Consider the following 26068-nt stretch of genomic DNA (forward strand, 5'->3'; position numbering starts at 1 on the left):
CGTCAACAATGAGACATGTTGCAGCGCAACATTTATTGCAAAATATGCTATGAGATGAATGTGAACACTCTCATTCACTTCAAGACCATCCACGCATAGATCAATAACCATTGCTCTCGCAATGGAGGAGACAAACAACATGAGCACCCGAGACATCTTCGTCGTCAGCGCAGCGCGCACAGCCATCGGTACTTTTGGTGGCGGCCTCAAGGACGTTCCCAATGCCCAGATGGCCACCACCGTGGTCAAAGCCGCCATTGAGCGCGCAGGCATTGCGGCCGACACCGTGGGCCACGTCGTCATGGGTAACGTCATCCCCACTGAAACCCGCGACGCCTATCTGTCCCGCGTGGCCGCTGTGGATGCTGGCTGCCCCATCGAAACCCCTGCCTACAACGTCAACCGCCTGTGCGGCTCGGGTCTGCAGGCCATCGTTTCGGCTGCGCAATCCATTGCACTGGGCGACTGCGAAGTGGCAATTGGCGCCGGCTCCGAATCCATGAGCCGCGGCCCCTACTTCGACATGGCTTCGCGCTGGGGCGCACGCATGGGCGACGCCAAGAGCATTGACTACATGCTGGGCATCCTGCACGACCCATGGCAAAAAATGCACATGGGCATCACCGCTGAAAACGTGGCCGAGCGCTACAACATCAGCCGCACCATGCAAGACGAACTGGCCGTGCTGAGCCAGCAGCGCGCCGCTGCCGCCATTGAAGCAGGTCGCTTCAAGGAACAGATCGTTCCCATCGAAATCGCCACCCGCAAGGGCGTGGTGCTGTTTGACACCGACGAGCATGTGCGCGCCGCCACTACGCTGGAGACCCTCTCCGGCATGAAGCCTGCGTTCAAGAAGGAAGGCGGTACCGTGACCGCCGGCAATGCCTCCGGCATTAACGACGGCGCTGCCGCCGTGCTGATGATGAGCGAGCAGGCTCTGAAGTCTTCTGGTGCCAAGCCTCTGGCCCGTCTGGTCGGCTACTCCCACGCCGGTGTGGAGCCTGCATACATGGGTATCGGCCCCGTGCCCGCCACGCAAAAGGTACTGGCCCGCACCGGCCTGAAGATTCAGGACATGGACGTCATCGAAGCTAACGAAGCCTTCGCCGCCCAGGCCTGCGCCGTCATTCAAGAGCTGGGTATGGACCCCGCCAAGGTCAACCCCAACGGCTCTGGCATCTCGCTGGGTCACCCCGTGGGCGCTACCGGCGCCATCATCGCCACCAAGGCAATTTACGAGCTGCACCGCACCGGTGGCCGCTACGCTCTGGTGACCATGTGCATCGGCGGTGGCCAAGGCATTGCAGCGATTTTTGAGCGCGTGTAATTCACAGCTTCAACGACTTTAAAACGCCCCACAAAAAAGGCCTGCCAGATGACTCTGGCAGGCCTTTTTTATGAATTTTTTGATAGCTTCATGCGCCTTTTATTTCAACGTTTCAGCATCAAAACATTTCCAAACCCTTCTTTAGAAAGCGCAAGCAGCTATACCTTCAATAGCATCAGAACGGTGCTTCTTCGGGTGCGGTATCGGCAGGTGCAGCAGCCGGGCCGGTCACCGTGCCTTGGCTGCGGCCTTGGGCCAGTCGCACGGGCAAGGTTTCAGCAGGCGTGGCGCGCAAAGAAGCAGGCAAGCCCTCGCCCAGACCGGTGCGGCCTTCACCGCCCAGAGCCTCGATCAGATCAGGAATCAGGCGTGACAACTCGCCCGTGGCAATGGTCACATCGGTATCAAAACCGCCATCGTCTTGCGACTGACCATCCATCACCGCATCCAGCAGCGCAATCTTCTTGATCTGCAGGCCTTCGGTCAGCACAAAGCTCACGCGGTCATCCCAGGTCATGGCCAGCTTGGTGGGCATCTTTCCATGCTCGATGTGCTGGCGCACCTCGTCAATATCCAGCGGGTGGCGTGCGTAGCGAACTACGGCCTTGGATTCGTCGGCAGCCTTCAGCTCACATTCGCGGTCCACCGCAAAGCCTGCGGGTGGCTCTTGCGTCATCAGCCAGTGGGCCATGGCCGCCTGCGGGCTGGTTTGGGTGTCCACCAGCGCCAGCGCAAAGCCGGGCAGGCCTTCGACCAGCAGCGTCACGATCTCATCGGCACGGCCTTGCGCACTGGTATCGAGCACCAGCGTGCGCGCCTGCGGGTCAATCCAGACCCACATGGCACCTTGCTTGGTAAAAGCCATGGGCAACAGATCCAGCTTGGCCTCGTCCTTCAGGTCTTTTTTCTCTTTCTTGCCCGGTTTGCGGCCTTCCGTCGCCTCAATGTGCGCGGCCTTTTCGTTAACCCTGCGGTTGAGCACGCTGGCAGGCAGCATCTTGGATTCGCTCATGAAGCGCATCACCCATTGCCCAGCCACCGATTCGGCCAGCGGGCCATGCTGCTCGCCACGCGGCGGCATCCAGCCGACCGAGCGTTCCTGCGTCGCACCACACTCGGCAAACACCGTCTTTTGCAGCGCATCTTCCAGCACCTGCAGATCGCCCTGCCAGCTTTCGGCAATGCGATAAACAATCATGTTCTTGAACATCAAAAACCTTTGCTAAACCTTCAATCGTCGTGAGATCCCGCAGCGGAGTCTCACGGAAAAAATCGGCTGCCAAAGCAGCCCATGCATCCATTGTTGCGCAGTCAGAGCCACCTAATCTTCTCAATACTTTACAGAGCGGCTGCAAAACCTCACGTGACAGAAACATGAGAGCCCCACACTTCATTCATCCGCTGCCGAATGCATTTCAAGACGCAGACCGAGCGGCCACTTCTTCCACTTCAACTGAAAAGGAATATGACATGACCCGCTTTCGCCAAACCATCACCGGCGCCGCTGTTGCCACTGCCCTGCTCGCTTCTTTGAGCCTGCCCAGCTTCGCACAGACTGCAGCCCCTGCAGAGCAGCCAGCAGCAGCCCAAAAAGCACCTGAGCACCATAAGCATCACCATGATCAAAAGCGCGGTGGTGATCGCATGGAGCACATGCAAAAACGCATGCAGGAACGTATGGCCAAGCTCAAGGCCGACCTGAAGCTGACCCCCGCTCAGGAGTCCGCCTGGACCACGTACACCAACGCCATGAAGCCAGGTGAGCGCCCAGCCCCCGGCGATCGTGATGCATTTGCCAAGCTGACCACGCCCCAGCGCATCGACAAGATGCGTGAAATGCGCGCCAAGCGTGATGCTGAAATGGACCGCCGTGCCGACGCCACCAAGGCCTTCTACGCTCAGCTCAATGCAGAGCAGCAAAAGACATTCGACGCGGCCTCGCTGCGCATGCACAAGCCCCATGGCCACCACCACGGTCACCATGGCGGAAAGCCCGGACAAGAACGCCCTGCTCCTGCACCAGCTGCCAAATAAACCAGCCTGAGCCGCCTCAATTAAAGCCCCCGGTCTTCATGACCGGGGGCTTTTTCTTTTTGCACGATATCCATTGGCTGACTACAAGCGCAATCGCTTTCCGACAGCACATTTATTAACAAAGATCTAGATTCATTTCCACAGGGCGTACGAAATTCAGGCCATTCAAGCAGATCGATAACGCCCCATATTCCAGACACAGGGAGGATCTTTGCCATGAAAAAGCTGCAGATAGCAAAAACATTTGTCATGTTGCTGGCTCCAGCGCTGCTCAGCCTGTCAGTCCATGCGCAGTCTGTGCAGAACTCGGCCACAGCCGTGTACCTGCAATACGGCACCTCAGAGCATGGCACAGACAGCTGGACCGGCGGCGTCATGCTCCCCTGGACCTGGAACTGGAGCTACGCACTGGGCTCGGGCAAGCTGACAGGCTACTGGGATCTCTCGGTCAGTCGCTGGTCGGCCGATTACCAGGGCGGCAATCGTTCGACCTGGGTTCTGGGAGCACAACCTACATTGCGCTGGCGCCCCGCACAAGGCCAATCACCCTGGTTTCTGCAAGCAGGGCTGGGCGTGAGCTATGCCACCAACCATCGCTACATCACAGACCACAAAGAGTTCTCAACACGCTACAACTTTGCCAGTCACCTGGGGGTCGGCTACCTGTTTGGCGAGCAGCTGAAAAACGAAATCAGCCTGCGGCTGGAGCACCACTCCAATGCAGGCATCAAGGAACCTAACCCCGGCGCAAACTTTCTCCAGCTCCGCTACGCACGGTACTTCTAGTCAGCCAGACAACGGCAACCAGGCAAAGCCACCTCCGGGTGGCTTTTTCATGTCTGTCATCAGGCAAACAGACCTGTGTATAAACATGGTGATAAAAACCGAGAAATTTCCATGTTTTCCACAGATATTCCCAGTCTGAAAAAGTTATTCCCAAATCAAGGACAGCAGGAGTTGATCTTCAGCCACAGACTTAAACAAATCTCAAGTCATTGATTTTTATTGAAATTTATAACTTATCCACAATTAAGTGGATTACTTACTATTACTACTAAGTAAAAATATAAGACTAGCAATAACAACTAAAGCCAAAGTTTGCACAGCAAACCTGCACGCATTGAATAAAAAATGGGTTGCTCAGATTGTTGAGAAAGCCCTCGGGGTACTTCACATCCCTCAAACCTGATGTGCTCAATCAGGTCTTCTTTAGTTGTTCACTATAAAAATCATAGCTAACAACGCTTGTATTTACTTGATAAACAGCGTTTTTCTTATTTATTCATGAGATATGGATTTCTGTGGATAACGCCATATCAACTTAGATGTTGTCCACATAAATTCTTAAAACTTGCAAGTTGTTCATGAATGGAGGACAGCAGCAGCCAACATCTGTCTCCATGTTTATCAGAATCCAAGATGGTTGATTTTTATCAATTTTTGATAGTTATCAACAGGAACATGACATCATTACTACTACCACTAAATATTTATAAGAAATCTAAAGAACAACTAAAGGCAAACCAAAGATTGCGCAATGTGTGTGGGTTTGAACTTCCGTCAATCAGGTGTCTCAAAGCCTCTCTACAGAGGGGGAGAGCAGGAAAAAATGGCTTTAGAAAAATTGACGCGCCAGAACTCAAAAAATTGGCGTAAGATGCGCAGCCTCAACGTCACGAGTTGGGGATAAAGTTAAATAGCCAGGCCTTGGTGAAGGTGGTTATCCACAGAATGTTATAAACAGCTGGGGGTAACCACTCCATAAAGCCACACTGCCCATTGCAGGCAGGCGATAGCAATGCATTCAAAAAAATTCAATGGTCTTTACGCCATTGTTTTCAAACGATTTTTCTGAAAACGCCTTCAATTGCTCCTTAGCAGCCCTGCTCACAGCTGCAGGTCAAAAGCAAAGAACTTGTGGATGGCACCGTTGCGAGAAGCCGCACCCATTGCGAAGTGATGCGAATTCATCGTGTCTGATGAACACTGGCTGTTGATCACAGCACAATCGTTGAGCGACTGGATGCGAGAGCACAACGGATCACTGGGAAAGTTGGGAGGCTGGAGTCATTGATCCTCCACCCAACTCCACTCCTTCAAGTGTTAGAAAAATTACAAAAGCCTTTTGGCGCAAAAAGGCTTGTGCTCATGCCGTTGCCAGGCATGAAATAGACGGCTGGTGCAGCAGGCTAAGAGGCGTGAAAAACGCCACAAAAATAGCGTGAAGAAGCCTGAAAAAGCCTCTTCGCCAGTGTCCTCAAACAGCTTGAACCGGCCTGCGTTGCAGGGTAAATGGCGGCAGGCTCTTGATGAGCAACTGACCATAGCTGGTGCCCGTCAGGCGGCGGTCGTAGCAGTACACATGGGCCTGGTCTTCTTCGGTTCGAATGGCACGTCCTACCCACTGCGCCAGGCGAATGGCCGTGGCAGGCACAACCAGTTCGTTGAAGGGGTTGCGGCCGCTGCTGCGCAGCCATTCGGCTCTTGCTTCACCCACTGGGTCGTCGGGCGGGGCAAAAGGCAGCTTGGTGATGAACAGCGACTCGCACAGCGCACCGGGCAGATCCAGCCCTTCACCAAAAGATTGCATGCCGAAGATGATGGATGGCTCGCCCATTTCAACGGCTTCGCGGTGGCGTGCCAGCAAGGTCTGGCGGGGCAGGGCGGTTTGCACCAGCACCTGATTGCGCATGCTGGTGGATAGCGCATCCACCGCCTGCCGCATTTGCTCACGGGATGTGAACAAGACCAGCGCACCGGCCTGTATGCGGCTCAGATCGTTCAGCAAGGCCTCGACCATCTCCTCGGTAAAGCGGGCCGCTTCACGCGGGTCTGCGGCCGTTTCCCGGGCCACTAGCGTGCCCTGGCGGGCATAGTCGAAGGGGCTGGGTACTTCAAGCGTGGTGACTGAGGGGTCGTTGACTAGACCAGCCTCACGCAAAAAGAAGTCGAAATGGCCGCAACTGGCCAGCGTGGCAGAGGTCAGCACCGCGCCTCTGACCTGCGACCACAGGTGCTGGCGCAGGGTGGAACCCGGCTGAATGGGGCTGGCATGGGCTTTGATGGCGATGAATTCACCATCCATCTCCAGCGTGAACCACTTGGCGTTGGGCACCGCCGTGCTCTCGCCATCCGGCCCGCTGTGCTGCAAAAGCAATTGCGTGGTGTTGGAAATGGCTTCCAGCCGCGGTGCCAGTGCCCCGACCTGCGCATAAATGGTGGACAGGCGCTGTGCTTCCTCGGGTTTGTCCTTGATTTCTGCACGCAGCGCTTTGGAAACAGCACGCAGCGTATCCAGAAAGCCATCAGCATGGTGAGCAATAAGGCCCAGAGGCTCTAAAAGCGCCTCAGGCAGCATTCCCCGGGCCGCTCGTACCCTGGCCGGCCCATAGCTGTCTTTTTGCGATTTAAGGGCCTCTCCGTACTGCTCCATGATCAGTCTGGCCAGCTCCTGCATCTGCAGGCGCAGCTGACCGGCGTGCTTGGGCACATCGGCCAGCTCTTCCACTTCAGCGACCTGGTTCACGCGTAGCGCACGGCTGGCCAGTTTGTCGATCCAGGTCAGGCGGCTCAGGTCCATCTCGCCTGCAAATTGATCGAGCGCGGTGGAGGGCAGGTGGTGCGCCTCATCAAGAATCAGCAGGCAGTTATCCAGATCCGGCAGCAGCTTGGAGCCGAGTGAGGAAAGCAGCAAATCATGATTGGCAACAATGACTTGCGCGGCCACCAGATCCTTGCGGCGCTCGTAATAAACGCAGTTGCTGAAAGCAGGGCAGTGCTTGCCCGTGCAGGACGATGACTCTGCTGCCACAGGGCTCCATGCTTCGGGCTCTGGCGGCGTTTCTAGCGAGTCGCGGTCGCCACTCCATGCCTCGGTTGCCAGCGCATCCGCCATGGATTTGTAGAACTGCATGCGAGCCTGCAGCTCGTGCTGGGGCCGATTGATCTTGGTCTGGGCCTTTTCATCGCCAAACAGATCGTCCATTTCCTCATCCTGCGCTTCGCCCGTACTGGCAAGCCGCTCCAGCTTGAGTTTGCAGACAAAGCGGCCACGGCCCTTGGCCAGGGCGAATTTGAAGGGCTGATCGAGCTTGGCGGCCAGCGCCGGCAAATCCTTGTTTACCAGCTGCTCTTGCAGCGCCACCGTTGCGGTGGATATCAGCACACGCGTGCCACGCGACAGCGCCATGCGGATGGCCGGGATGCTGTAGGCCAGCGACTTTCCCACGCCCGTTCCGGCCTGCACCACGGCAATGGCCCGGCGGGGTTCTGGATCGTCTTCATCGAATTTTCCGAGCTGGGCTTCGCTCAGCGTTTTTGCGATTTGAGCCGCCATTTTTCGCTGTCCTTCACGGCTGCGAAATCCTGGCATGGCTCCAACGACGGCATCAAAGGAATTCAGGGCCTCTTCAGCCCACTTTTTTTCGTGCATTTCAGCGCTTTTCGAGACGCAAAGGCACTGTGCTTTAGCGTTTTATAAGTATTCGTACAGAGATATGTATTAAATAAGATTGAATTTCTTATGCAATACAGCATACAAATCGATGATTTCCGTATGTTCTACAGATGTATCTCAGAGATGTATGTGAGCAATCTTTTCCACCACTTGCGGAGGACTTGTTCATTGTAATTGTGGATTGTCTGAAACGTAGTTTTCAAGAAACTTATCCACAGAAATGACGCTGATAGAGCTTGTTTGTATCTTGGAGATAACTATGTAGCCATTGCTGTTGATAAGGTTGTTAAATTTTTATGAATAAATAGGTTTTTCTAGAATTTGAAAATTCTCTTGAAGAGTGAAAAATGACTAGTTTTCAAGTGCTGTGGTTAAGGTTGTTCACGCTTATTGTTGCTCTGCAAGCCGGGAGAACATGTAATTTATCCACAGCTATGACGCTCGTTATTTCATGCGTTTTATCCCGGGTCGTTTTCCTCATGCCGCTGCTCAAAACATGATTTGTATGCCAGACATGCCTTTTGTGTTGATTTCTTGAAAAACAGAGGCACGGGTCTTCAATTTATCCACCGAATGGATAACTCGGTAGCTCTTTTTTTGATAGTAGATATCCAAAGCTATACAAGGGCTTGAGAGCACTTTGATTGAAAACATGGCTTGAGCCAGCTATCGACCTGGTCTGACGATATTTAGATACTTTTAGTACTCATGTATGAAAAATCACATGAGAAAAAAGGCTGATTGCCTGTTTTTTAGGCAAATTAGGCGTGATTACCTTGCATTGATGAAAAAACAGGCAAATCAAAGCTGTTGCGTGCTCAGAGCTGACTGAGTTCTGGTCAGCGTGAGGGTGGGTGAGTTCGGTCTGGGTTGCTGCGGCTGCCCAGCCCCTTACCAAACCGTAATGCGTGCGTCACCCAAGAGGCTTGCCGCTGTTCCTAGCATGGCGTCATCACTGGAAGCGAAGCTGTGCCGTAGCTTTTCACTTCCCGGCCATGGAAAAAAGGGTGAACGATGAACAAGAGCCTTGTGGGACTGCCGGCAGCGGCGCATTTACCAACCAAGACAGTGGCAAAACTGTCAGTGGCGGCTGTGGCCGTTGCTGTGGCTGGCTTGCTCAGCGGGTGCGACGCCTCGAAAGCGACAGAGGGCGCGCCAAAAGCTGCGGCAGCACTGCCCAACGGCTTTTTGCAGGTCAAGCCTGAGTCCGTGAAGATGCTGGATATTGCGGTGGTGACAGACCCTCAAGGCTTGCAAATGGCCTGGGCTCCTGCGCATGTGGCGTTTGTGGAAGATCGTGTGGCATCGGCTTCTGTGCCCATCTCGGCACGCGTGGTCACCGTCAACGCGCATGTAGGCGATATGGTCAAGGCCGGTGATTTGCTGGCCACGCTGGTCAGCCCCGATGCGCTGCGTACCCGCTACGACGTGGCGGCAGCCAAGACTGCCCATGATGTGGCGGTGGTTGAAGCCCAGCGCCAGCAAAACATGGTGAACAAGGGCGTGGGCGTGGAAGTCGATCTGCGCGCTGCTCAGGCCAAGCTACGGGAAACATCGCAAGAGCTGGGTCGTGCGCAAGGCACTGCGGCACTGCTGGGCTCTGGCGGTGGCGATCGCATTGAACTGCGTGCCCCGCGTGCAGGTATCGTGGCCGAGCGCAAAGCCGTGGTGGGCAATGCGGCTGACCCAGGTGCTGCACTGTTCATGATTGGTGACCCGCAAGCCATGAATGTGGTGGCCGAGGTATTTGAGTCCGACTTGCCCGGCATTCGCCTGGGCAGCGCTGTTCAAGTTGAAGTGCCGCAACTGGCCAAGCCTCTCAAGGGTACGGTGCGCCATCTGGGTGCAACGCTGGATAAAGAATCGCGCCGCGCCGCTGTGGTGGTTGAGCTGAGCGAGCAGAACCCCGTGCTGCGTCCCGGCATGCAGGCCAAGGTGGGTGTGCAGCTTTCCAACCTGCAAGAGATGCTGATCCCCGTGAGCGCCGTGCTCATCAAGGATGAAAGCCTCAGCGTGGTCTATGTGCAGCACGAGAACAACCAGTTCGAAGCGCGCAAGGTGACTCTGGGGCGTCCATCGCGCGGCATGGTGCCAGTGATCTCTGGCCTCAAGGTGGGTGAAAAAATTGTGGTGCGTGGTGGTTTGCTGCTTGACGGCGCAGCCAGCCAGCTTCTGTAGTCCTGGCAGGAGCCTTAACCATGCTGCGTTCGTTTATTTCATTCGTTGTTCATCGACGTCTGGTGGCGCTGAGCGTCACCCTCGCTATCGCCATTTATGGCGTGTACGCCTATCTGCAGACTGCCATCGAGGCTTACCCCGATGTGACCAATGTGCAGGTGGGTGTGATTACCCAGGCGCCGGGTCTTGCCCCCGAAGAAGTAGAGCGCCAGATCACCCAGCCGCTGGAGCGCGAGTTGAACGGCACGCCGGGGCTGACGGCACTGCGATCGGAGAGCTATTTCGGCCTCTCCATGATCAACCTTGTTTTTAATGACAACGCCAATAGCTTTAACTCGCGAGCCGAGGTTTCCCAGCGTTTGCCACAGGCCAATTTGCCTAATGGCGTGACGCCAGAAATGGCGCCTGACTACACGCCACTGGGCAAGGTTTTTTACTACCGTTTGCAAAGCGACAAACACACGCTGGCGCAGCTTCGCACCGAGCAGGAATGGCACGTGGTGCGCGTGCTCAAGCAAGTGCAGGGCGTGGCTGATGTGGTGAGTATTGGCGGTTTCGTCAAAGAATTCCACGTGGAAGTCGACCCTGAAAAACTCTACAGCCTGGGTCTGAGTCTGGATGATGTGAGCGATGCGCTTTCCAAGTCCAACCGCAACGTGGGCGGTGGTCTGATGCGTCGTGGCGAGCAGTCCTTCATCATTCGCGGCATTGGCTTGTTGCGCACTCCGCAAGAGATTCAGGATGTGGTGGTTGCCATGCGTGGCAAGGCCCCTGTGACGATTGGTGATGTGGCGCGTGTAGCGCAGTCGCACACACCGCGTCAAGGCTCTGTGGGCATGGATGATCAGAACGACGTGGTGCAGGGCATTGTGCTGCTCAAGCGCGGTGCCAACCCCTCCATCGTGCTGGATGATATTCACGCCAAGGTGGAAGAACTCAACAGCGGTGGCCTGCCTGAGGGCATGAAGATGGTCACCAACTATGACCGCTCCGATCTGGTCGGTCACACCCTCAAAACCGTGCAGCACAACCTGCTGTTTGGTGCCACGCTGATCGTGGCTGTGCTGTGGCTCTTCTTGCGCAGCCTGCGCGGCTCGCTGATCGTGGCGACGGTGATTCCTTTGTCGTTGCTGGTCGCCTTTATTGGCCTGCATGCGCTGGGCATGCCGGCTAATCTGATCTCCATGGGCGCTATTGACTTCGGCATCATGGTGGATGGTGCGGTGGTGCTGGCGGAAAACATACTTCGCAACGCGCGGCTGCGAAAACCGCAGACGGCGAATGACATGCGCCACATCATTGTGGATTCGGCAGTTGCCGTGGCCAAGCCCACGCTGTTTGCCATGGCGATCGTGATTGCGGCGCTGATCCCAGTTTTCTCGCTGCAAAGCATTGAAGGCCGCATCTTCCGTCCGCTGGCCATGACCTACAGCTTTGCTCTGCTGGGGGCGCTGGTGTTTGCTATGGGACTGGTGCCTGCGCTGTGCGCGCTGCTGCTCAAGCCCAAGCATGTGATGGTGGAAGAGCCCAAGATCTTTGACCGTGCGCACCACGGTTATCAGCACTGGATTGGCCGCATTCTGAGCACCGCCAAAAGCCGCACCACAGTGATCGCCGTGTTTGTGAGTGTGCTGGTGGTTGCTGGTTTTTCTGCCAAATGGTTGGGCACCGAATTCTTGCCTGAGCTGGATGAAGGCGATGCCTATGTGCTGGTGCAGATGCCTGCTTCCATATCTCTGGAAAAAGGCCAGGAAGTGCTGCGCGATGTACGCCTGCGACTCAAGGTCTTCCCTGAAGTTCTCACCGTGACCACAGAGCAGGGCCGACCTGAATCTGGCACCGATAACGAGACGCTCAACCTTGCCAAGGTGCTGGTGCGCCTGAAGCCGCATGGCGAATGGCGCAAGGGCTTGAACAAGCCCGCGCTGATCGAGGAAATGCGTGCAACGCTGGGTGAAATTCCGGGTGTAGCCTTTAACTTTGCGCAGCCGATTCGTGACAGCGTGGAAGAGTCCACATCGGGTGCGCGTGGTCAGGTGGTTCTCAAACTGTTTGGCCCGGATATTCCGACGCTGCGCGGTATTCTTCAGCAGACCAAGGGTCTGGTGAAGGGCATTGATGGCGTGGTCGATCTGGACCTGTACCGGGATGCCCCCGCACCACAGGTGCATGTGGAGTTTGACCGCCAGGCCCTGGCTCGTCAGGGCATCGCCATGGAAGATGCCCAGAAGACGCTGGAAGTAGCCTTGGCAGGCAATGTCGCAACCACCTTGTGGGAAGGCGAATATCCCGTTCCTGTGCGCGTGCGTCTGCCCTATGTGGATCGCATGGATGAAGAGCGCATTCGCAACATCGCCATACCTTTGCCTGATGGTGGATCCGTCCCTCTGGGCTCGGTTGGAACGGTCAGCATGAAGATCGGTAACTCCTCCATTTTTCGCGAAGGTAATGCGCGCTACATGGCGCTCAAATTCAACGTAGAAGGGCGCGATATTGGCTCGGTGGTGAAAGACACGCTGGCCACCTTCAAGCAGAACGTGAAGCTGCCCGAAGGCTATATCGCTCAGTGGGGCGGTGAATGGGAAAACCAGCAGCGCGCTGCTGCACGCCTGAAGATCGTGATTCCGCTGTCACTGATTGTGGTCTACGCACTGCTGTTTGGTGCGCTGGGTCAGGCACGCAGTGCCAGCATCATTTTGCTGTGCGCTCCGTTCGCCATGGTGGGCGGTATTGCGGCCTTGCATCTGGCGCATATCGAGTTGTCCATCAGCGCGGCTATCGGCTTTATTGCGCTGCTTGGGCAGGTGGCTCTGGCGGGCTTGCTGGTGGTCTCTGCGGTAGAAGATTTGCGCCGTCAGGGCATGCCTTTGATGCAGGCGCTGATCGAAGGCACGGCAGAGCGCATGCGTTCCATCATTCTGGTGGCCTTGCTGGCGCTGCTGGGCTTGCTGCCCATGGCGCTTTCCACAGGCGTGGGTAGCGAAACGCAGCGCCCCTTCGCATCGGTCATCGTCGGCGGCATGGTTGTGCTGCCACTGGTGGCACTGGTGCTGCTGCCCGTGCTGTATGCCTGGCTAGGCCCCAAGAACATGATGACGCAGGAAGAACGTGATGAAGGCGCTCAAAATGACTAAGTTGCACTCTCTTGCAATGGCTGCAGCCTTGTGCTGCGGCGCTTTTAGCGGCACCAGCCATGCGGCCGATGCGGCTGTAACGCCGACCTTGAATACGGGTGCAGAGCGCATCGCCGGGCAGGTTGCGGCTCCAGTTCAACCAGTGACCTTGCAGGAATATCTGCGCATCGTGGTGCAAAACCAGCCCGCGCTTGCAGCAGATCGCATGCAGCTGGATCTGGCCAAGGCCGACAGCAAAACGGCAGCCACCTTTTCCAACCCGGTCGCCCATTACTCCAGCAAGCGCGGCGAAAAGGAATGGGGCGTGGAGCAGGCCATTCCCATCTTTGGCCAGCGCGGCATGCGCATTGAAAACGCGCGGCTCGGTGAGCAGGCCGCTGCTGCGAATTCGGATGTCGCAGTGGCAACCACCCTCAGCGATGCTGCGCACGCGTTTAACGAGCTTCTGGTGGCCCAGCAGCGCTATCAAGTCTGGCTGGCAGCCCGTGATGAACTGGATAAGGCGGGTTTCATCGTCAAAGGCCAGATTGAGGCCGGCACCCGCAGTCGTTATGACGGCGCCCGCCTGAACCTGCAGCAAGCCCAGATGAGCATGCAAGTCAGTAAGGCGCAGGCCGCTTTGCGTGATGCTGCAGCGCGCGTGGCCAGCATTGCTGCCTTGCCCCAGTGGAAGGTGCGTGTGGAAGGCAGTTTGCAAGCCACAGACCTGCGCAAAGCGCCTGCGTATGACCAGCTTTGGAGCACTGCGCAAACCCAGTTGCCCAGCCTGCGCGCCAGTCAGGCAGAGCTGGACCGTGCGCGCCAGAAAATCAAACTGGAACAGCGCGAGGCATTGCCCACGACATCCTTTGGCCTTTCCCGCATCCGCAACAGCGTAGATGGCAGCTTTAATCAGGTCGGGGTGAGCGTTGAAATACCGCTGTTCGACCGTCGCCAAGGCCCTATCGAGCGAGCCAAGGTGGAAGCCGATCAGGCTGAACTGCGCCGTGATGCCGCAGTGCTTGCTGCGCAGTCAGAACTGCAACGTGCGCTGCAACAATTGTCGCTGCGCCGCACAGCGGTGCGCGACTATGAAAAAGAAGGCCTGGCCCAGATCGCCCCGCTGCACCAGATGGCGCAAGACGCTTACAAACTGGGCAAGGGCACGATTCTGGAATTGATCGACGCGCTGGGCTCCATCAACGAGCACAGGCTTGAGCACCTTGAACTGGTCAAGGACATGCTGGACGCCGAGTGGGAAGTGCGTCAGGCCAGTGGTGATCTGCCCCAGGTTCAGCCCTGAGAGAGAGCAGGAGATGGCGCAAATTCCGGCCCCACCTCCTGCGGCTGCTGCGCTGTCTGATGCTTTATCCAATGCAGAGGCAGAGTCCACGGCTTATAGTGTTCATCCCCCAACGGCAGACCGATATCGCATGTACCGCTACCTCATCATCGAAGACGATGCGCTCAACGCGCGTTACATCGCTGAGGGGCTGCGCCAGCAAGGTGCGCATGTCAGCGTCTGCGGGGATGGCGTGCAAGGCATTGCACAGGCTGTGGGGGAGAACTGGGACGTCATCATCCTCGACCGCATGCTGCCCAATGGCTTTGACGGACTGCAGATTTTGCAGACGCTGCGATCCATGGGAAAACAGACGCCAGTGCTTGTCCTGAGCGCGTTGTCTGCTACAGATGAGAGAGTGCGTGGCCTGCGTGCCGGCTGCGATGACTACCTGACCAAGCCCTTTGCTTTCTCTGAGCTGTCTGCCCGGCTTGAAGCGCTGGTACGCCGTGCACAGATTCCCGCACCTACACGCGAGATGTATCTGGCAGACCTGCGCGTCAACCTCATCTCGCGCAGCGCAGAACGTGCAGGGCAGCCGCTTTCGCTGCAACCGCGTGAATTTCGTCTGCTGGCATTTCTCATGCAACATGCGCACCAGATTGTCACGCGCACCATGTTGCTGGAGTCGGTCTGGGACTACCGTTTTGACCCGCAGACCAATGTGATTGATGTCCACATCAGCCGCCTGCGTGGCAAGGTGGATAAAGGCTTCCCAACACCGCTGATCCACACCGTGCGCGGCGTAGGTTACAGCCTCTCGGATCATCCGCAAGACCTGCCTGAGGTGATCTGATGCAGCGCTCCAGACCCTGGAGTTCGCTGGCTTTCAGGCTGGCACTCAGCTATGGCGGTCTCATGGTGCTGACCATGGCCATCGTGCTCGCGGTCTTCTATGTGCAGACGGTGGGCGTGGTGCGCGTGCGGCTCGACAAACAGGCCGAAAACCATGTGCGCAGATTGATGGAGCACTCCGCCAAATACGGCCCTGGAGCGCTGGAAAGCGAAATTCTGCAGACCATCCGTGATGGCGTGAACACCGACACGGAAATCCTCATTCTCATGGACCACGATGGTGAACCCATCGTCAGCAATGCCGAGGTTTTTCCGCACCGCAAACTGACCACCATGGGCGTGCGCGAGCTGACCGTCAAGCGCGGTGGGAGGCTGGTCGTCGGGCGTGTTGCCGTGGTCCAAATGCCCAATGGAAATTTGCTGGCCGCCGGCAGCGACATGCAGCTGCAGCGCGATATGGAAGAGCTGTTTGGCCAGGCCAGTTTGCTGGCTGCCATTGCTGCTTGCGTCATGGCCCTGATTGGTGCCATCGTCTTCAGGCGCGTGGTGGATGAGCGCGCTGCCGCCATTCGCAGCACCATGTCGCGTGTGGCGGCCGGTGATTTACGTCAACGCATTCCGGTGGATCAGCGCGGCGATGAATTTACGCTGCTCAATCGCGATATCAACGCCATGCTCGACCGCCTGGAGCAGCTGATGGAAGGCATACGCCATGTCTCCAACAGCATTGCGCACAACCTCAGAACACCGCTCACACGCATTCTTCTGCGCCTTCGCAATGCGCAGCAGGCCAGCCCCGAAATGCAGTCCGCTACGCTGGCGCTGGTTGCCGAAGAAGTGGCCGAACTGGGCGTGGTTTTTGAAAAACTTTTGCAGATTGCAGAGGTCGAAAGCGGTGCCAGCCGCAAGCGCTTTGCACCTGTTGATCTGCAGGCTTTGCTGGTCGATGTGGTGGACTTTTATGAGCCGCTGGTGGAAGACGCAGGCGGTGCACTGAGACTGGATGTTCAGGCCGGTGTGCAGGCATTGGGCGACGGTGATCTGATCGCCAGCGCCGTATCCAATCTTGTTGATAATGCTATTAAATACGGAGCGTCAACTACAGATGCCAACGGCGCTGACGTGCTGTTGACTACTGGATCAGCACAGGAAAACGGCAGCGATGGCGCATGGGGTGTAGAGATTACGGTGCAGGACAAAGGCCCCGGTGCAGACGCCCAGACCATTGAGCAAATGACCACCCGCTTTTACCGCGCCGAATCCGATCGGCAAGGCTACGGGCTGGGCCTTGCCAGCGTGCTGGCCATCGTTCAGCTGCATGGTGGAAAGCTCAGTTTTCACAACAGCCACCCGGGCATGATGGCGCGCATCTGGCTGCCTGCTGTGACAGATGTATGAGCAGGCGGAAGCGTTGATTTAAATCTGCGAAAGAGCCTTGTTGCCGTAAGCGCAGAAGCCCGGCTTAGGGCCTTTTTTCGGATGCAGGCGGCAAGTCTCTGGCCGCTTTTCATACACCGTGCAGCGACGTGTATTCTTATCCAGAAAATTGCAGTCCCCACCCGCTCGGCGAGCCATGGTGAAGATCTCGTGCTTGGGGTTGAAGTGGTCAATCAAGCGCATTTTCATCAGGCGCTTGGCAATCAGTTTGGGCTCAATGTTCTCGACCTCAAACGGGTCCACCAGCTCAAGGCGCACCAGATCAGGCAGGCGCACCTCCAGCGGCATGGTGCAGCAGTTGGCGGCACAGCTGTCGCACATGCCTGCCTTGTACTGGCTCCAGGTTTCGAGTCGATCTACATCGACGATTCGGATGGAGGATTTCATGGTTTTCTCACCAACAAAAAAGCGCCCAACAGCAGTTGGGCGCTTGATGGAGTGCTATTTGTAGCACACCCCAAAAAATGAGATTTTATCTCATTAAAAATCAAAGGTTTACGTGTTTATTGGATGCATGGGTTGAGATAAGAGGAAGCGTAAATTGAGATATTCCCGTGCCCCAAAGTTTTTTCCCCGCTTACGCTTCGGACCCAAGTCGCATCGCCCATGACGGGGGACGCTAAAGACGACTAATGATTGGCCAGAGATGTCTACCTGCATAAGGCAGTCAACAGTCTCGTCAGCGCAGCGGATCACGCTCCTGTTCCCGAGGCTACTCCCTACTTGGAAGCTGCAAGCTCCCATTGCACCATCGAGTCGAAACATCCCTTGTATGAACAGCAGTTTGAAACTTTGGTAAGAGATATTTCACCGTGCGAGGTGTAGTCCCCTCACATCTAATCCTCAAGCTGATGCGCTTGTTGCTACTCAGTTTTCCTGCTGGCTTCGCAGTCAACACGATGGCGTCACTTTAACCTCTGTAAATACTCTTTGTCCTACGCGAAAATTGTGGTTCGGAGGAAGGGCGATATATCCATTTGAGCGGACTTTGCTCATGAATTTTGGGAGGTTTTTCATTATCATCGGCCCTCCATGTGAGGGGATACATCCTACAAACTACAGTGATGGTCGGCAGCTTGGCAATGGAAAGCTTCTACAGCAGCTTGAAGACGGAGCGCATGGCCGCAAGGTCTACCGCTCGCGCAAGCAAGCTAGGTCAGTTGTGTTCGACTACATCGAGCGGTTCTACAACCGGTCACACATCGCCACAGCCATCTGGGCGAGATCAGTCCCGAGGCGTTTGACTGCGCCCGGGCGTGAGGCTGGCGTTTGTCTACGGCAGCGGGGGCAGTCCAGTTGGGCAAGATTGGTCCATACTGTAGCAAGACCCATAAGCTGAGATTTTTAGTCAAACAAATCAATAGCTTACAGTTATTTTGGAAGCATCGAGTGAGACGATGGGAACCATAAACTGAGATTTTCTCGCGTATAGGGCACTTGCCAGACCTAAGACTTCTAATGAACGACACGTCTCCCATGAGTAACATGAGGAAATTGCATTGCTTCGGCGGGTTAAGGTTGGCTGCCGTCATCCCGTTTTTCTGGATTGATGACCGCTACCACCTATAGCGCTCATTGGACCTGTCGCGTCCCGAGTGACTGCTCCGCAGTCAAGTACGGCGGCCATTCAGCAGAACTCTTGCAAGGGCGGCCAAGTTCCGTGGTTCCACGTAGGTCAAAGGCCGCTCTCACGGGTTGTGAACGGGCGGTGCCGACCCATAGCTGCCGTTCAAAGTCGCGGTTGCAGCTTTTAAGTAAGGTTGAGTCCGCCATCCGATAGAAGAATCTCTCCGGTTAGGTAATTGGACTCAATGAGTAGAGAAACTGCCTGTGCAATATCTTCTGGTCTTGCAGCTCGACGCATGGGGGCACCCTCTCGCCACAATTCCTGTGCTTGAGTCCAGCTAGCTGTCAAAGGGGTGTCTACAAGCCCCGGAGCGATTGCATTCACACGAATATCTGGGGCCAATGAAAGCGCTAACAAACGGGTGACATGGTTAAGCGCGGCCTTCGTTGCGGCATAAGGTATAGAAGCCCCTTTGGGGCGAACTCCTGCATGTGAACTTACGTTAACCACGCAAGCAGGAAAACCTTCTGATGCAGATGCTCTGAGCGCGCTTTCTGCTTCTGCAACGATACGAAATGGTGCAATGACATTCACCTCATGTAGTTCGCGCCATATGTCGGGCGTTGCTGCTTGCAAATCTCCATGAGGGACAACTTGGCTAATACCTGCGTTGTTAACGATTACGTCCAGACGCCCTCTGTATGCGACAGCTTCTTTCACCAGCCTAACTCTGTCTGCGTCAACAGCAAGGTCCGCTTGTACGTAGGTTGCAGCACCTAACTCACGTGCCATTGAGATACCAACCTCCACTGAGCTGCGAGAGTGCAAAACTACTGCATATCCATCCTTAGACAGTCTGCGAGCAATCGCTTCACCAATACCGGAGGTGGAGCCAGTGACAAGGGCAGTGCGTTGGTTCTGGTACATAAAACCTAGTGGGCAATTGAATTGATATGTAGTCTATATTCAGGCAGGTTTTGCTCATATCTAGCTGAAGACAATTAGGCTGAAGCATCACCTCAGAAGTGCCATTTTTCAACGTACTCTGTGTCAGCTCCTGGCCGTCTTCAGTTGTCGCGCTAAGTCTTCGCTTGCTTCTGAATCGAGAACGTCACCGTGAAGTCCGGGTTCACCACTACTTCGCCAGTGCACCGAAGCCGGTACTCGCCGGGCTCAGTCTTTCGAAACGAGCGCGTATCGGGAGGTAGGAGGAACTGCTCGCCGGCTCGCTGGCCTTCCAGTGATAAAAGAATTCCCTCGCGCACATCCGCATGGACGACGCGACCGAACAGTTGTTGCTGCTCGAAAGGTTCCTCGGCACCCCCGTCGAAGTAGGCAAGTCCAACGAGAACCATTTGCCCAGGGAGCGTGTTCGCAAGGGACGCGTCCCACGGCACCTCTTCATTAAAGTCGTTGCTCATGATCGAAATTCTGCCCTCAAGTTGGAGGTCTGCTTCTGGCCGACAGCGCCACTTCGCACTTGCTACCAATAACTGCCTTTGAGCAATTGGCCTATGCAAGTCGAGTGACTACTGTCGGGGAGCAAACCGAACTCACGCAGTCGGCCAGAAGCGGTCCCTCAGAAGACTCGCATGGATGACCGCTGTGCCAGCACCAGAGTTTCATAGGCTGCCGCGCTCGACGTCTGCTTTGACTAGCCAAGGGCCCCTCTTACGAGGGGGCCCCTATGCTGAACGCTCACCTGCAGCGCTGTCTAGTAGACATCACTCGGCAGCGCGAGTTGTCCATCCGCTTACTAACGCTTTAAGGCCGTCGTCGTAGATAGCTTGGAACAAGCTTGAAGCCTCTGCATCGCTCACGCCTTTGGGTGTGAAGCGGCCTGACCACTCAACCCGAGACCCTTTGCCGTCATTTGTCGGCTTGACTTGCAGCGTGGACAGGTAGTCCGTGACTGGGAAGGGGGCTTGCAGAATGGCATAGCTATAGCTGCGCGTCGCTTGGTCAAAGGCTATGAGCCGCTCGACGATGGTCTCGCCGTTTGGGTTGGCGAGCGTTCGTACGCGTCCGCCTTCGCTGAGATGACTTTCGGGAATATAGGGTAGCCAGTCAGGCAACGAATTAAAGCCGCCGATAAGTTGCCACACCGCATCAGGTGATGCCGCGATTTCGATATGAGATTGGGCTGTTGCCATGGTGAATTTCCTTGTATTGCAATAACTGCTTATGCGTTGTCGATGGGTAAAGGCGCATCGGTGGCAACCAGCTTTTGTGCGCGCAGTGCGTGCCAGAACTCAGCCGGAATGACTGCTTTCAGGGCTGCTTGGTCTTCCGCAATACGGTCAGGACGGCTGGCACCCGGAATGACGGCTGCAACTGCAGGATGGGCTAGCGCAAATTGCAGCGCTGCCGCCTTGATGGGAACAGCGTGCTGATTGGCAACCGCCTGGATGCGCTGCACCTTGGCAAGAATCTCCGCAGAGGCTGGTTGATACTCAAAGTGCTTGCCACCGACCAGAACGCCGGAGCTGTAAGGACCGCCGACGACGATATCAACGCCCTTGGCTGCAGCTTTTGGCATCACACGCTGCAATGCGCTGGCATGGTCCAGCAACGTGTAACGACCGGCCAGCAACATACCGTCGGGGCGGGTTTCGGCCAGATCCAGTGTCAACTCAATGGGTTCCACACGGTTCACACCCAAACCCCAGCCCTTGATGACTCCCTGATCGCGCAGGCGGCTCAAAGCCCGGAATGCACCCGTACGGGCAATTTCGAAATGCGCGAGCCATTCATCACCGTAGAAGTCCTGTGCAATATCGTGAACCCAAACGAAGTCCAAGCGATCTGTACCCAGACGCTTCAGGCTGTCTTCGATAGATTGCATCGTGCCCTTTTCCGAGTAGTCGTTGATGACACGGTTGGGACGACCGAATTCAAATAGACCGCCTTTTTCACCCAAATCACGGCTTGCAGTTTCCACCTCGTCGAGGATCACACGGCCGACCTTGGTGCTGAGCACGTAGTCGTCACGATTGCGCTTAGCCAGCGCTTGGCCGAGGCGAATTTCGGACAGACCAGCACCATAGAGTGGCGCAGTGTCGAAGTAGCGAATACCTTGCTCCCAGGCTGCGTCTACCGTAGCAAGTGCTTCTGCTTCGGGAATGTTGCGGAACATATTTCCCAGCGGGGCGGTGCCAAAACCGAGTTGAACGCCTTGGGGGAGATGCTTCTTGATCGTCATGCTATATCCATAAAGTTGGTTGGGATGACTGAAGTTTAGGCATGCAGGTTAAGTCTGTCCAAGACATAATTTGCACAACTTAAGTCCTTTGAGGTCTAGCATGTTGGATATTCGCCAGCTTCACTATTTTGTTGCCGTCGCCGAAGACGAGCATGTGGGTAAGGCCGCAGAGCGGCTGCATATATCCCAATCACCGCTGAGTCGGCAGATCGCACAGCTCGAAGACAAGCTCGGCTTGACCTTGTTCGAGCGCTCCCAGCAACGCATTCGACTAACACGAGACGGACGCACTTTCCTTGCTGAAACCCAGGCATTTCTTGCCCACGCAAAGCGCCTGGAAGGTCTGGGACAACGTCTGGGTTGCGGCGACGAAGGTGGCCTGTGTATTGGCTACCTAGAAAACGCTGTGCATTCCGGCGTACTACCGAATGCACTGAGAAGCTTGCGCTCAGAGCGCCCAGCGGTACATATCGCGCTCTACAGCCAGAAGTCCAGCGAGCAATTAGAGGGGTTGCGTCAGCGCAGCCTCGATCTCGCCTTGGTCTGCTCGCCACCAGCTCCCGACGACCCTGACCTGCAGGCTGCGCAGGTGCTCAGCGACCCTATGCTGCTAGCGGTACCCGAAGGCCACCCTTTGGCTAAAGCCAAGCGTTTTACGCCCGAAGACTTGGCTGCCCAGAAGTGGATTGGTGTGATGCACCAAGAAGGCGCACTGCATCACGATACCTTCATAGCAGCCTGTGCCAAGGCTGGCTTCACGCCTGACATCTCATTGGAGGCAAGCGAGCCACTGGCCGCATTAGGGCTGGTGGCAGCGGGGCTTGGAATGACGATGATCCAGCAAAGCCTGCGACATCAGGCCCCCGCAGGGGTGACGTTGCACGAAATTTCGTGGTTCAACTATCGGACATCTTTGTGGGTAGCGTGGCACAAGATCAATTTACGGCCCTTGGTCGAGAGTTTTCGCAAAACGCTAGAGGATGCGAGCATGCTGGAGCCCACGAAATAGCCAAACAGCCGCGTGCGTCATTAAGAAAAATAGTGCTCAAATGGCGAGCTCAGAGTGCTATCTGTCTAAGACAGACCCTGCCGCAAAGCAGTCATTCAGATTGAATAAACGATTGTCTGGAATGGGTCGACAGCACCATTTCATAGTCCGCGATAGCGGACTTTCAGCGCCGCTTCGGTTTGCCAGTGCTACCCACTGGTTGCCGCTCGCTCCCTGAAACAAGACATTGAAGATCGACTGTCAGGTTACTCGGGGTGACTGCTATCTGGCTAAACCGGCAGTTTGGGCTACCGACATGAACTGCGGTAATTTCCGCAAAGCAGGTTCATGACGGAATGCCGTACCCACAGAAATGAGGCAAAGGCCTGATTTCTCCAGCACTGCGATCGCATGATCGCAGTGTTTTTGATGAGGCACAAAGTACGCCTAAACCATAAAGGAGCAATGAAAAAGGCCACTGAATAGTGGCCTTTTTCATCCTGTAAGGAGTCATAGCTCCGCTCTCTCAAGAAGCGTCTTTTGATCAATGTCTCAATAGATGCTTCCCAAAATCTCAGCTTATGGTTCCAGCTACAAATTTTTTTAGACGTCGATATTGCCAGCGCGCAAGGCGTTGTCTTCGATGAAATTACGACGTGGTTCTACTTCGTCGCCCATGAGCATGGTGAAGACGCGGTCGGCTTCGATAGCGTCGCCGATCTTGACTTGCAGCAGGCTGCGGACGTTGGGGTCCATGGTGGTTTCCCACAGCTGGGCGGGGTTCATTTCGCCCAGACCCTTGTAGCGCTGGCGACCGGTCGTGCGCTCGGCTTCGGCAATCAGCCAGGTCATGGCCTGGCGGAAGTCGCCCACCTTTTCCATCTTGGCTTTTTCGCCTTCGCCGCGGTGCACCTTGGCGCCTTCGTTGAGCAGGCCATTGAAGTGCTGAGCCTCGGCAGACAAGGCTGCGTAGTCATTGCTGCGCACAAACTCTTGCGTGAGGATGGAGCTCTTGATATTGCCGTGGTGATGGCGGCTGATGCGCAGAATGGGGTGCTCGCTGTTGGGGTCGATCTCGGCCGTCACATCGGCGGGCACGCCGGTGGTGGTGAGTTCGCGCAGCTTGGTTTCCAGAATGGGGGCGCAGATCTGGGCTTCTTCGATGGTGTCGAGCTTGATTTGCACGCCATCGGCAATGGCGCGCAGGGCTTCGGCATCCATGAAGTTGGACAGTCGCTCAATCACGGTTTCAGCGGCCAGATGCATGTCGGCCAGCTTGGCCAGCTCTTCGCCTTCGATGGTGCGGGTATTGGCTCCACCTGTCGTCACGCTGGCGTTGTTCAGCGCAATTTTGAGCAGGTATTTGTTGAGGGCCGGGCCGTCCTTCAGATACAGCTCTTCCTTGCCGTTCTTGACCTTGTACAGCGGTGGCTGGGCAATGTAGATGTGGCCGCGCTCGACCAGATCGGGCATCTGACGGTAGAAGAAGGTCAGCAGCAGGGTGCGGATGTGGGCGCCGTCAACGTCCGCGTCGGTCATGATGATGATGCGGTGGTAGCGCAGCTTGTCGACGTTGTAGTCGTCGCTGCTGCTCTTGCCCGAGTCTTCGCTGACCTTGCCGATACCGGTGCCCAGGGCCGTGATCAGGGTGATGATTTCCTGGCTGGACAGCAGCTTTTCGTAGCGGGCTTTTTCCACGTTCAGGATCTTGCCGCGCAGGGGCAGGATGGCCTGGAACTTACGGTCACGACCTTGCTTGGCAGAGCCGCCGGCGGAGTCACCCTCGACGATGTAGATTTCGCACAGCGATGGGTCTTTTTCCTGGCAATCGGCCAGTTTACCGGGCAGGCCCATGCCATCCAGAACGCCCTTGCGGCGTGTCATTTCACGGGCCTTGCGGGCGGCTTCACGGGCGCGGGCTGCATCCACAATCTTGTTGCAGAGAATCTTGGCGTCGTTGGGCTTTTCTTCGAGGAATTCGGCCAGCAGCTTGCCGACGATATCTTCCACGGGCGCACGCACTTCGGAGCTGACCAGCTTGTCTTTGGTTTGGCTGGAGAACTTGGGCTCGGGCACCTTCACGGACAGCACGCAGCACAGGCCTTCGCGCATGTCGTCGCCGGTGACTTCGACCTTGGCCTTTTTGGCCAGTTCGTTGTCGGCGATGTACTTGCCGATGACGCGGGTCATGGCGGCGCGCAGGCCGGTCAGGTGGGTGCCGCCGTCACGCTGGGGAATGTTGTTGGTGAAGCACAGCACTTGCTCGGCATAGCTGTCGTTCCACTGCATGGCCACTTCCACACCGATTTCGGTGCCGGGAATGCCGCCGTACGTTTCTGCGGGGCGTGTGCCTTCGGCATGGAAGGTCGTGGGGTGCAGCACCTTCTTGGTGCCGTTGATGAATTCCACAAAGCCTTGCACGCCACCGGCGCCGGAGAAGTCGTCTTCCTTGCCGTCGCGCTCGTCCTTGAGGCGAATGCGCACGCCGTTGTTCAGGAAGGAGAGTTCGCGCAGGCGCTTGGCCAGGATTTCATAACGGAACTCGAAGTTCTCTTTGAAGATTTCCTGGTCGGGCAGAAAGTGCACCTTGGTGCCGCGCTTGTCGGATGCGCCCACTTCGCGCATGGGCGAGACTTCAACGCCGTCCACCACCTCGATCAGGCGGTTTTGCACAAAACCACGAGAGAAGTCGATTTCGTGGCGCACGCCGTCGCGGCTCACGGTGAGCTTGAGCCATATGGACAGAGCGTTCACGCAGGACACGCCCACGCCGTGCAGACCACCCGAGACCTTGTAGCTGTTCTGGTTGAACTTGCCGCCCGCGTGCAGCTCGGTCAGCGCAATTTCAGCAGCAGAGCGCTTGGGCTCGTGCTTGTCGTCCATCTTCACGCGGGTGGGAATGCCACGGCCGTTGTCGATGACGGAGAGCGAACCATCAGCGTGGATGGTGACCAGAATGTCGTCGCAGTAGCCAGCCAGGGCTTCGTCGATGGAGTTGTCCACGACCTCAAAGACCAGGTGGTGCAGACCGGTGCCGTCCGAGGTGTCACCGATGTACATGCCGGGGCGCTTGCGCACGGCTTCCAGGCCTTCCAGGATCTGGATTGAGCCTTCGCCATAGCCGCCTGCATCTGCGGCGGTCTGGGTATCTGGCTTGTTGTCTTCGGTCATGAAATTACCTTGCTGCTACAAAGTCAGAAGCGGCTAGCGCCTGACTTGCATAACTTTCAAATGAATACTTGCCTGAAAACCATATCTGACCAGCGGTAGCTGCTCATGTTTTTCAGGCAATGGAATGGCTGGCTACGTTCGGTCTGCTTAGATGCGCATGGGCATCACGACGTACTTGAAGCTTTCGTTCTCAGGGATGGAGACCAGCGCGGAGCTGTTGCCATCCTGCAGATCGATCTTGACCATGTCCTGGCTCATATTGGTGAGCACGTCGATCAGATAGGTCACGTTGAAGCCGATCTCGATGGTGTCGCCACCGTAGTCGATATCGAGTTCATCCATCGCCTCTTCCTGCTCGGCGTTATTGGATGCGACGCGCAGCGTGCCGGGTTCAACCGACAGACGCACGCCCTTGAACTTGTCGCTGGTCATGATGGCCGTGCGCTGCAGCGATGCCA

General features: G+C 56.3%; 18 protein-coding genes and 2 pseudogenes. 10 read left to right on the plus strand and 10 right to left on the minus strand.

From position 1 onward, the window contains the following. The first annotated feature begins 139 nt into the window (after positions 1-139). Positions 140-1327 carry an acetyl-CoA C-acyltransferase family protein gene (locus tag RSF91_RS14210; RefSeq protein ID WP_169106499.1) on the plus strand — a complete coding sequence of 396 codons (1188 nt, stop codon included), beginning with the start codon at positions 140-142 and terminating at the stop codon, positions 1325-1327. Between the two features lie 175 nt (positions 1328-1502). Here the strand turns inward: RSF91_RS14210 and RSF91_RS14215 are convergent, their stop codons facing one another. Next, entirely contained in the window at positions 1503-2537 is a 1035-nt protein-coding gene (locus RSF91_RS14215; protein WP_332569031.1) for a recombination-associated protein RdgC, read from the minus strand. Positions 2538-2797: 260 nt separating this feature from the next. On the opposite strand from RSF91_RS14215, the gene RSF91_RS14220 reads away from it, so the two are divergent. Next, positions 2798-3361, plus strand: coding sequence for a Spy/CpxP family protein refolding chaperone (locus RSF91_RS14220; RefSeq protein WP_332569032.1), 564 nt, complete (start codon positions 2798-2800; stop codon positions 3359-3361). Between the two features lie 20 nt (positions 3362-3381). On the opposite strand, the gene RSF91_RS14225 is transcribed toward RSF91_RS14220, so the two are convergent. Further along, positions 3382-3579, minus strand: coding sequence for a hypothetical protein (locus tag RSF91_RS14225; protein ID WP_332569033.1), 198 nt, complete (start codon positions 3577-3579; stop codon positions 3382-3384). Here RSF91_RS14225 and RSF91_RS14230 point away from each other — a divergent pair. Next, positions 3578-4147 (plus strand): acyloxyacyl hydrolase, encoded by a 570-nt coding sequence (locus RSF91_RS14230; RefSeq protein WP_332569034.1) that lies wholly within the window; start codon positions 3578-3580, stop codon positions 4145-4147. The genes RSF91_RS14225 and RSF91_RS14230 overlap by 2 nt on opposite strands. Positions 4148-5618: 1471 nt before the next feature. On the opposite strand, the gene dinG is transcribed toward RSF91_RS14230, so the two are convergent. Further along, positions 5619-7793 carry an ATP-dependent DNA helicase DinG gene (gene dinG / locus RSF91_RS14235; RefSeq protein ID WP_332569035.1) on the minus strand — a complete coding sequence of 725 codons (2175 nt, stop codon included), beginning with the start codon at positions 7791-7793 and terminating at the stop codon, positions 5619-5621. Between the two features lie 1038 nt (positions 7794-8831). Here dinG and RSF91_RS14240 point away from each other — a divergent pair. The 5 genes from RSF91_RS14240 to RSF91_RS14260 all read left to right on the plus strand — a co-directional run bounded on the left by RSF91_RS14240 (position 8832) and on the right by RSF91_RS14260 (position 16643). Continuing rightward, complete coding sequence (locus tag RSF91_RS14240) at positions 8832-9995, plus strand: efflux RND transporter periplasmic adaptor subunit (protein ID WP_332569036.1); 1164 nt, start codon at positions 8832-8834, stop codon at positions 9993-9995. 20 nt (positions 9996-10015) lie between these two features. Beyond that, on the plus strand, positions 10016-13129 hold the full coding sequence (locus tag RSF91_RS14245) for an efflux RND transporter permease subunit (RefSeq protein WP_332569037.1): 3114 nt from the start codon (positions 10016-10018) through the stop codon (positions 13127-13129). Next, positions 13107-14411, plus strand: coding sequence for a TolC family protein (locus tag RSF91_RS14250; protein ID WP_332569038.1), 1305 nt, complete (start codon positions 13107-13109; stop codon positions 14409-14411). The genes RSF91_RS14245 and RSF91_RS14250 overlap by 23 nt, the downstream gene beginning before the upstream one ends. A 130-nt stretch (positions 14412-14541) precedes the next feature. Beyond that, entirely contained in the window at positions 14542-15246 is a 705-nt protein-coding gene (locus tag RSF91_RS14255) for a response regulator transcription factor (RefSeq protein ID WP_332569048.1), read from the plus strand. After that, positions 15246-16643, plus strand: a complete 1398-nt coding sequence (locus tag RSF91_RS14260) for a sensor histidine kinase (RefSeq protein ID WP_332569039.1) — start codon at positions 15246-15248, stop codon at positions 16641-16643. The genes RSF91_RS14255 and RSF91_RS14260 overlap by 1 nt, the downstream gene beginning before the upstream one ends. An 18-nt stretch (positions 16644-16661) precedes the next feature. On the opposite strand, the gene RSF91_RS14265 is transcribed toward RSF91_RS14260, so the two are convergent. Then, complete coding sequence (locus RSF91_RS14265; protein ID WP_332569040.1) at positions 16662-17069, minus strand: YkgJ family cysteine cluster protein; 408 nt, start codon at positions 17067-17069, stop codon at positions 16662-16664. A 692-nt stretch (positions 17070-17761) separates the two neighbouring features. On the opposite strand from RSF91_RS14265, the pseudogene RSF91_RS14270 reads away from it, so the two are divergent. Then, positions 17762-17942, plus strand: a pseudogene (locus RSF91_RS14270) (IS3 family transposase); the annotation flags it as partial. Positions 17943-18432: 490 nt separating this feature from the next. Here the strand turns inward: RSF91_RS14270 and RSF91_RS14275 are convergent. From RSF91_RS14275 to RSF91_RS14290, 4 genes are all read right to left on the minus strand, one after another. Beyond that, a complete protein-coding gene (locus tag RSF91_RS14275) occupies positions 18433-19176 on the minus strand; it encodes an SDR family NAD(P)-dependent oxidoreductase (RefSeq protein WP_332569041.1) in 744 nt (247 codons plus the stop codon). Between the two features lie 152 nt (positions 19177-19328). Beyond that, on the minus strand, positions 19329-19670 hold the full coding sequence (locus RSF91_RS14280) for a hypothetical protein (RefSeq protein ID WP_332569042.1): 342 nt from the start codon (positions 19668-19670) through the stop codon (positions 19329-19331). Between the two features lie 303 nt (positions 19671-19973). Beyond that, on the minus strand, positions 19974-20402 hold the full coding sequence (locus RSF91_RS14285) for an SRPBCC family protein (RefSeq protein WP_332569043.1): 429 nt from the start codon (positions 20400-20402) through the stop codon (positions 19974-19976). Between the two features lie 29 nt (positions 20403-20431). Next, positions 20432-21451, minus strand: a complete 1020-nt coding sequence (locus RSF91_RS14290) for an aldo/keto reductase (protein WP_332569044.1) — start codon at positions 21449-21451, stop codon at positions 20432-20434. 100 nt (positions 21452-21551) lie between these two features. Between RSF91_RS14290 and RSF91_RS14295 the strand changes: the two genes are divergently transcribed. Continuing rightward, positions 21552-22460 (plus strand): LysR family transcriptional regulator, encoded by a 909-nt coding sequence (locus RSF91_RS14295; RefSeq protein ID WP_332569045.1) that lies wholly within the window; start codon positions 21552-21554, stop codon positions 22458-22460. A 582-nt stretch (positions 22461-23042) separates the two neighbouring features. On the opposite strand, the gene gyrB is transcribed toward RSF91_RS14295, so the two are convergent. Together gyrB and RSF91_RS14305 are read right to left on the minus strand one after the other, a co-directional pair. Beyond that, a complete protein-coding gene (gyrB, locus tag RSF91_RS14300) occupies positions 23043-25610 on the minus strand; it encodes a DNA topoisomerase (ATP-hydrolyzing) subunit B (protein ID WP_332569046.1) in 2568 nt (855 codons plus the stop codon). A 147-nt stretch (positions 25611-25757) separates the two neighbouring features. Continuing rightward, positions 25758-26068 (minus strand): annotated as a pseudogene (locus tag RSF91_RS14305) (DNA polymerase III subunit beta); the annotation flags it as partial.

Source organism: Comamonas sp. (assembly GCF_036643215.1).
In the GTDB taxonomy this organism is placed as follows: Bacteria; Pseudomonadota; Gammaproteobacteria; order Burkholderiales; family Burkholderiaceae_C; genus Comamonas.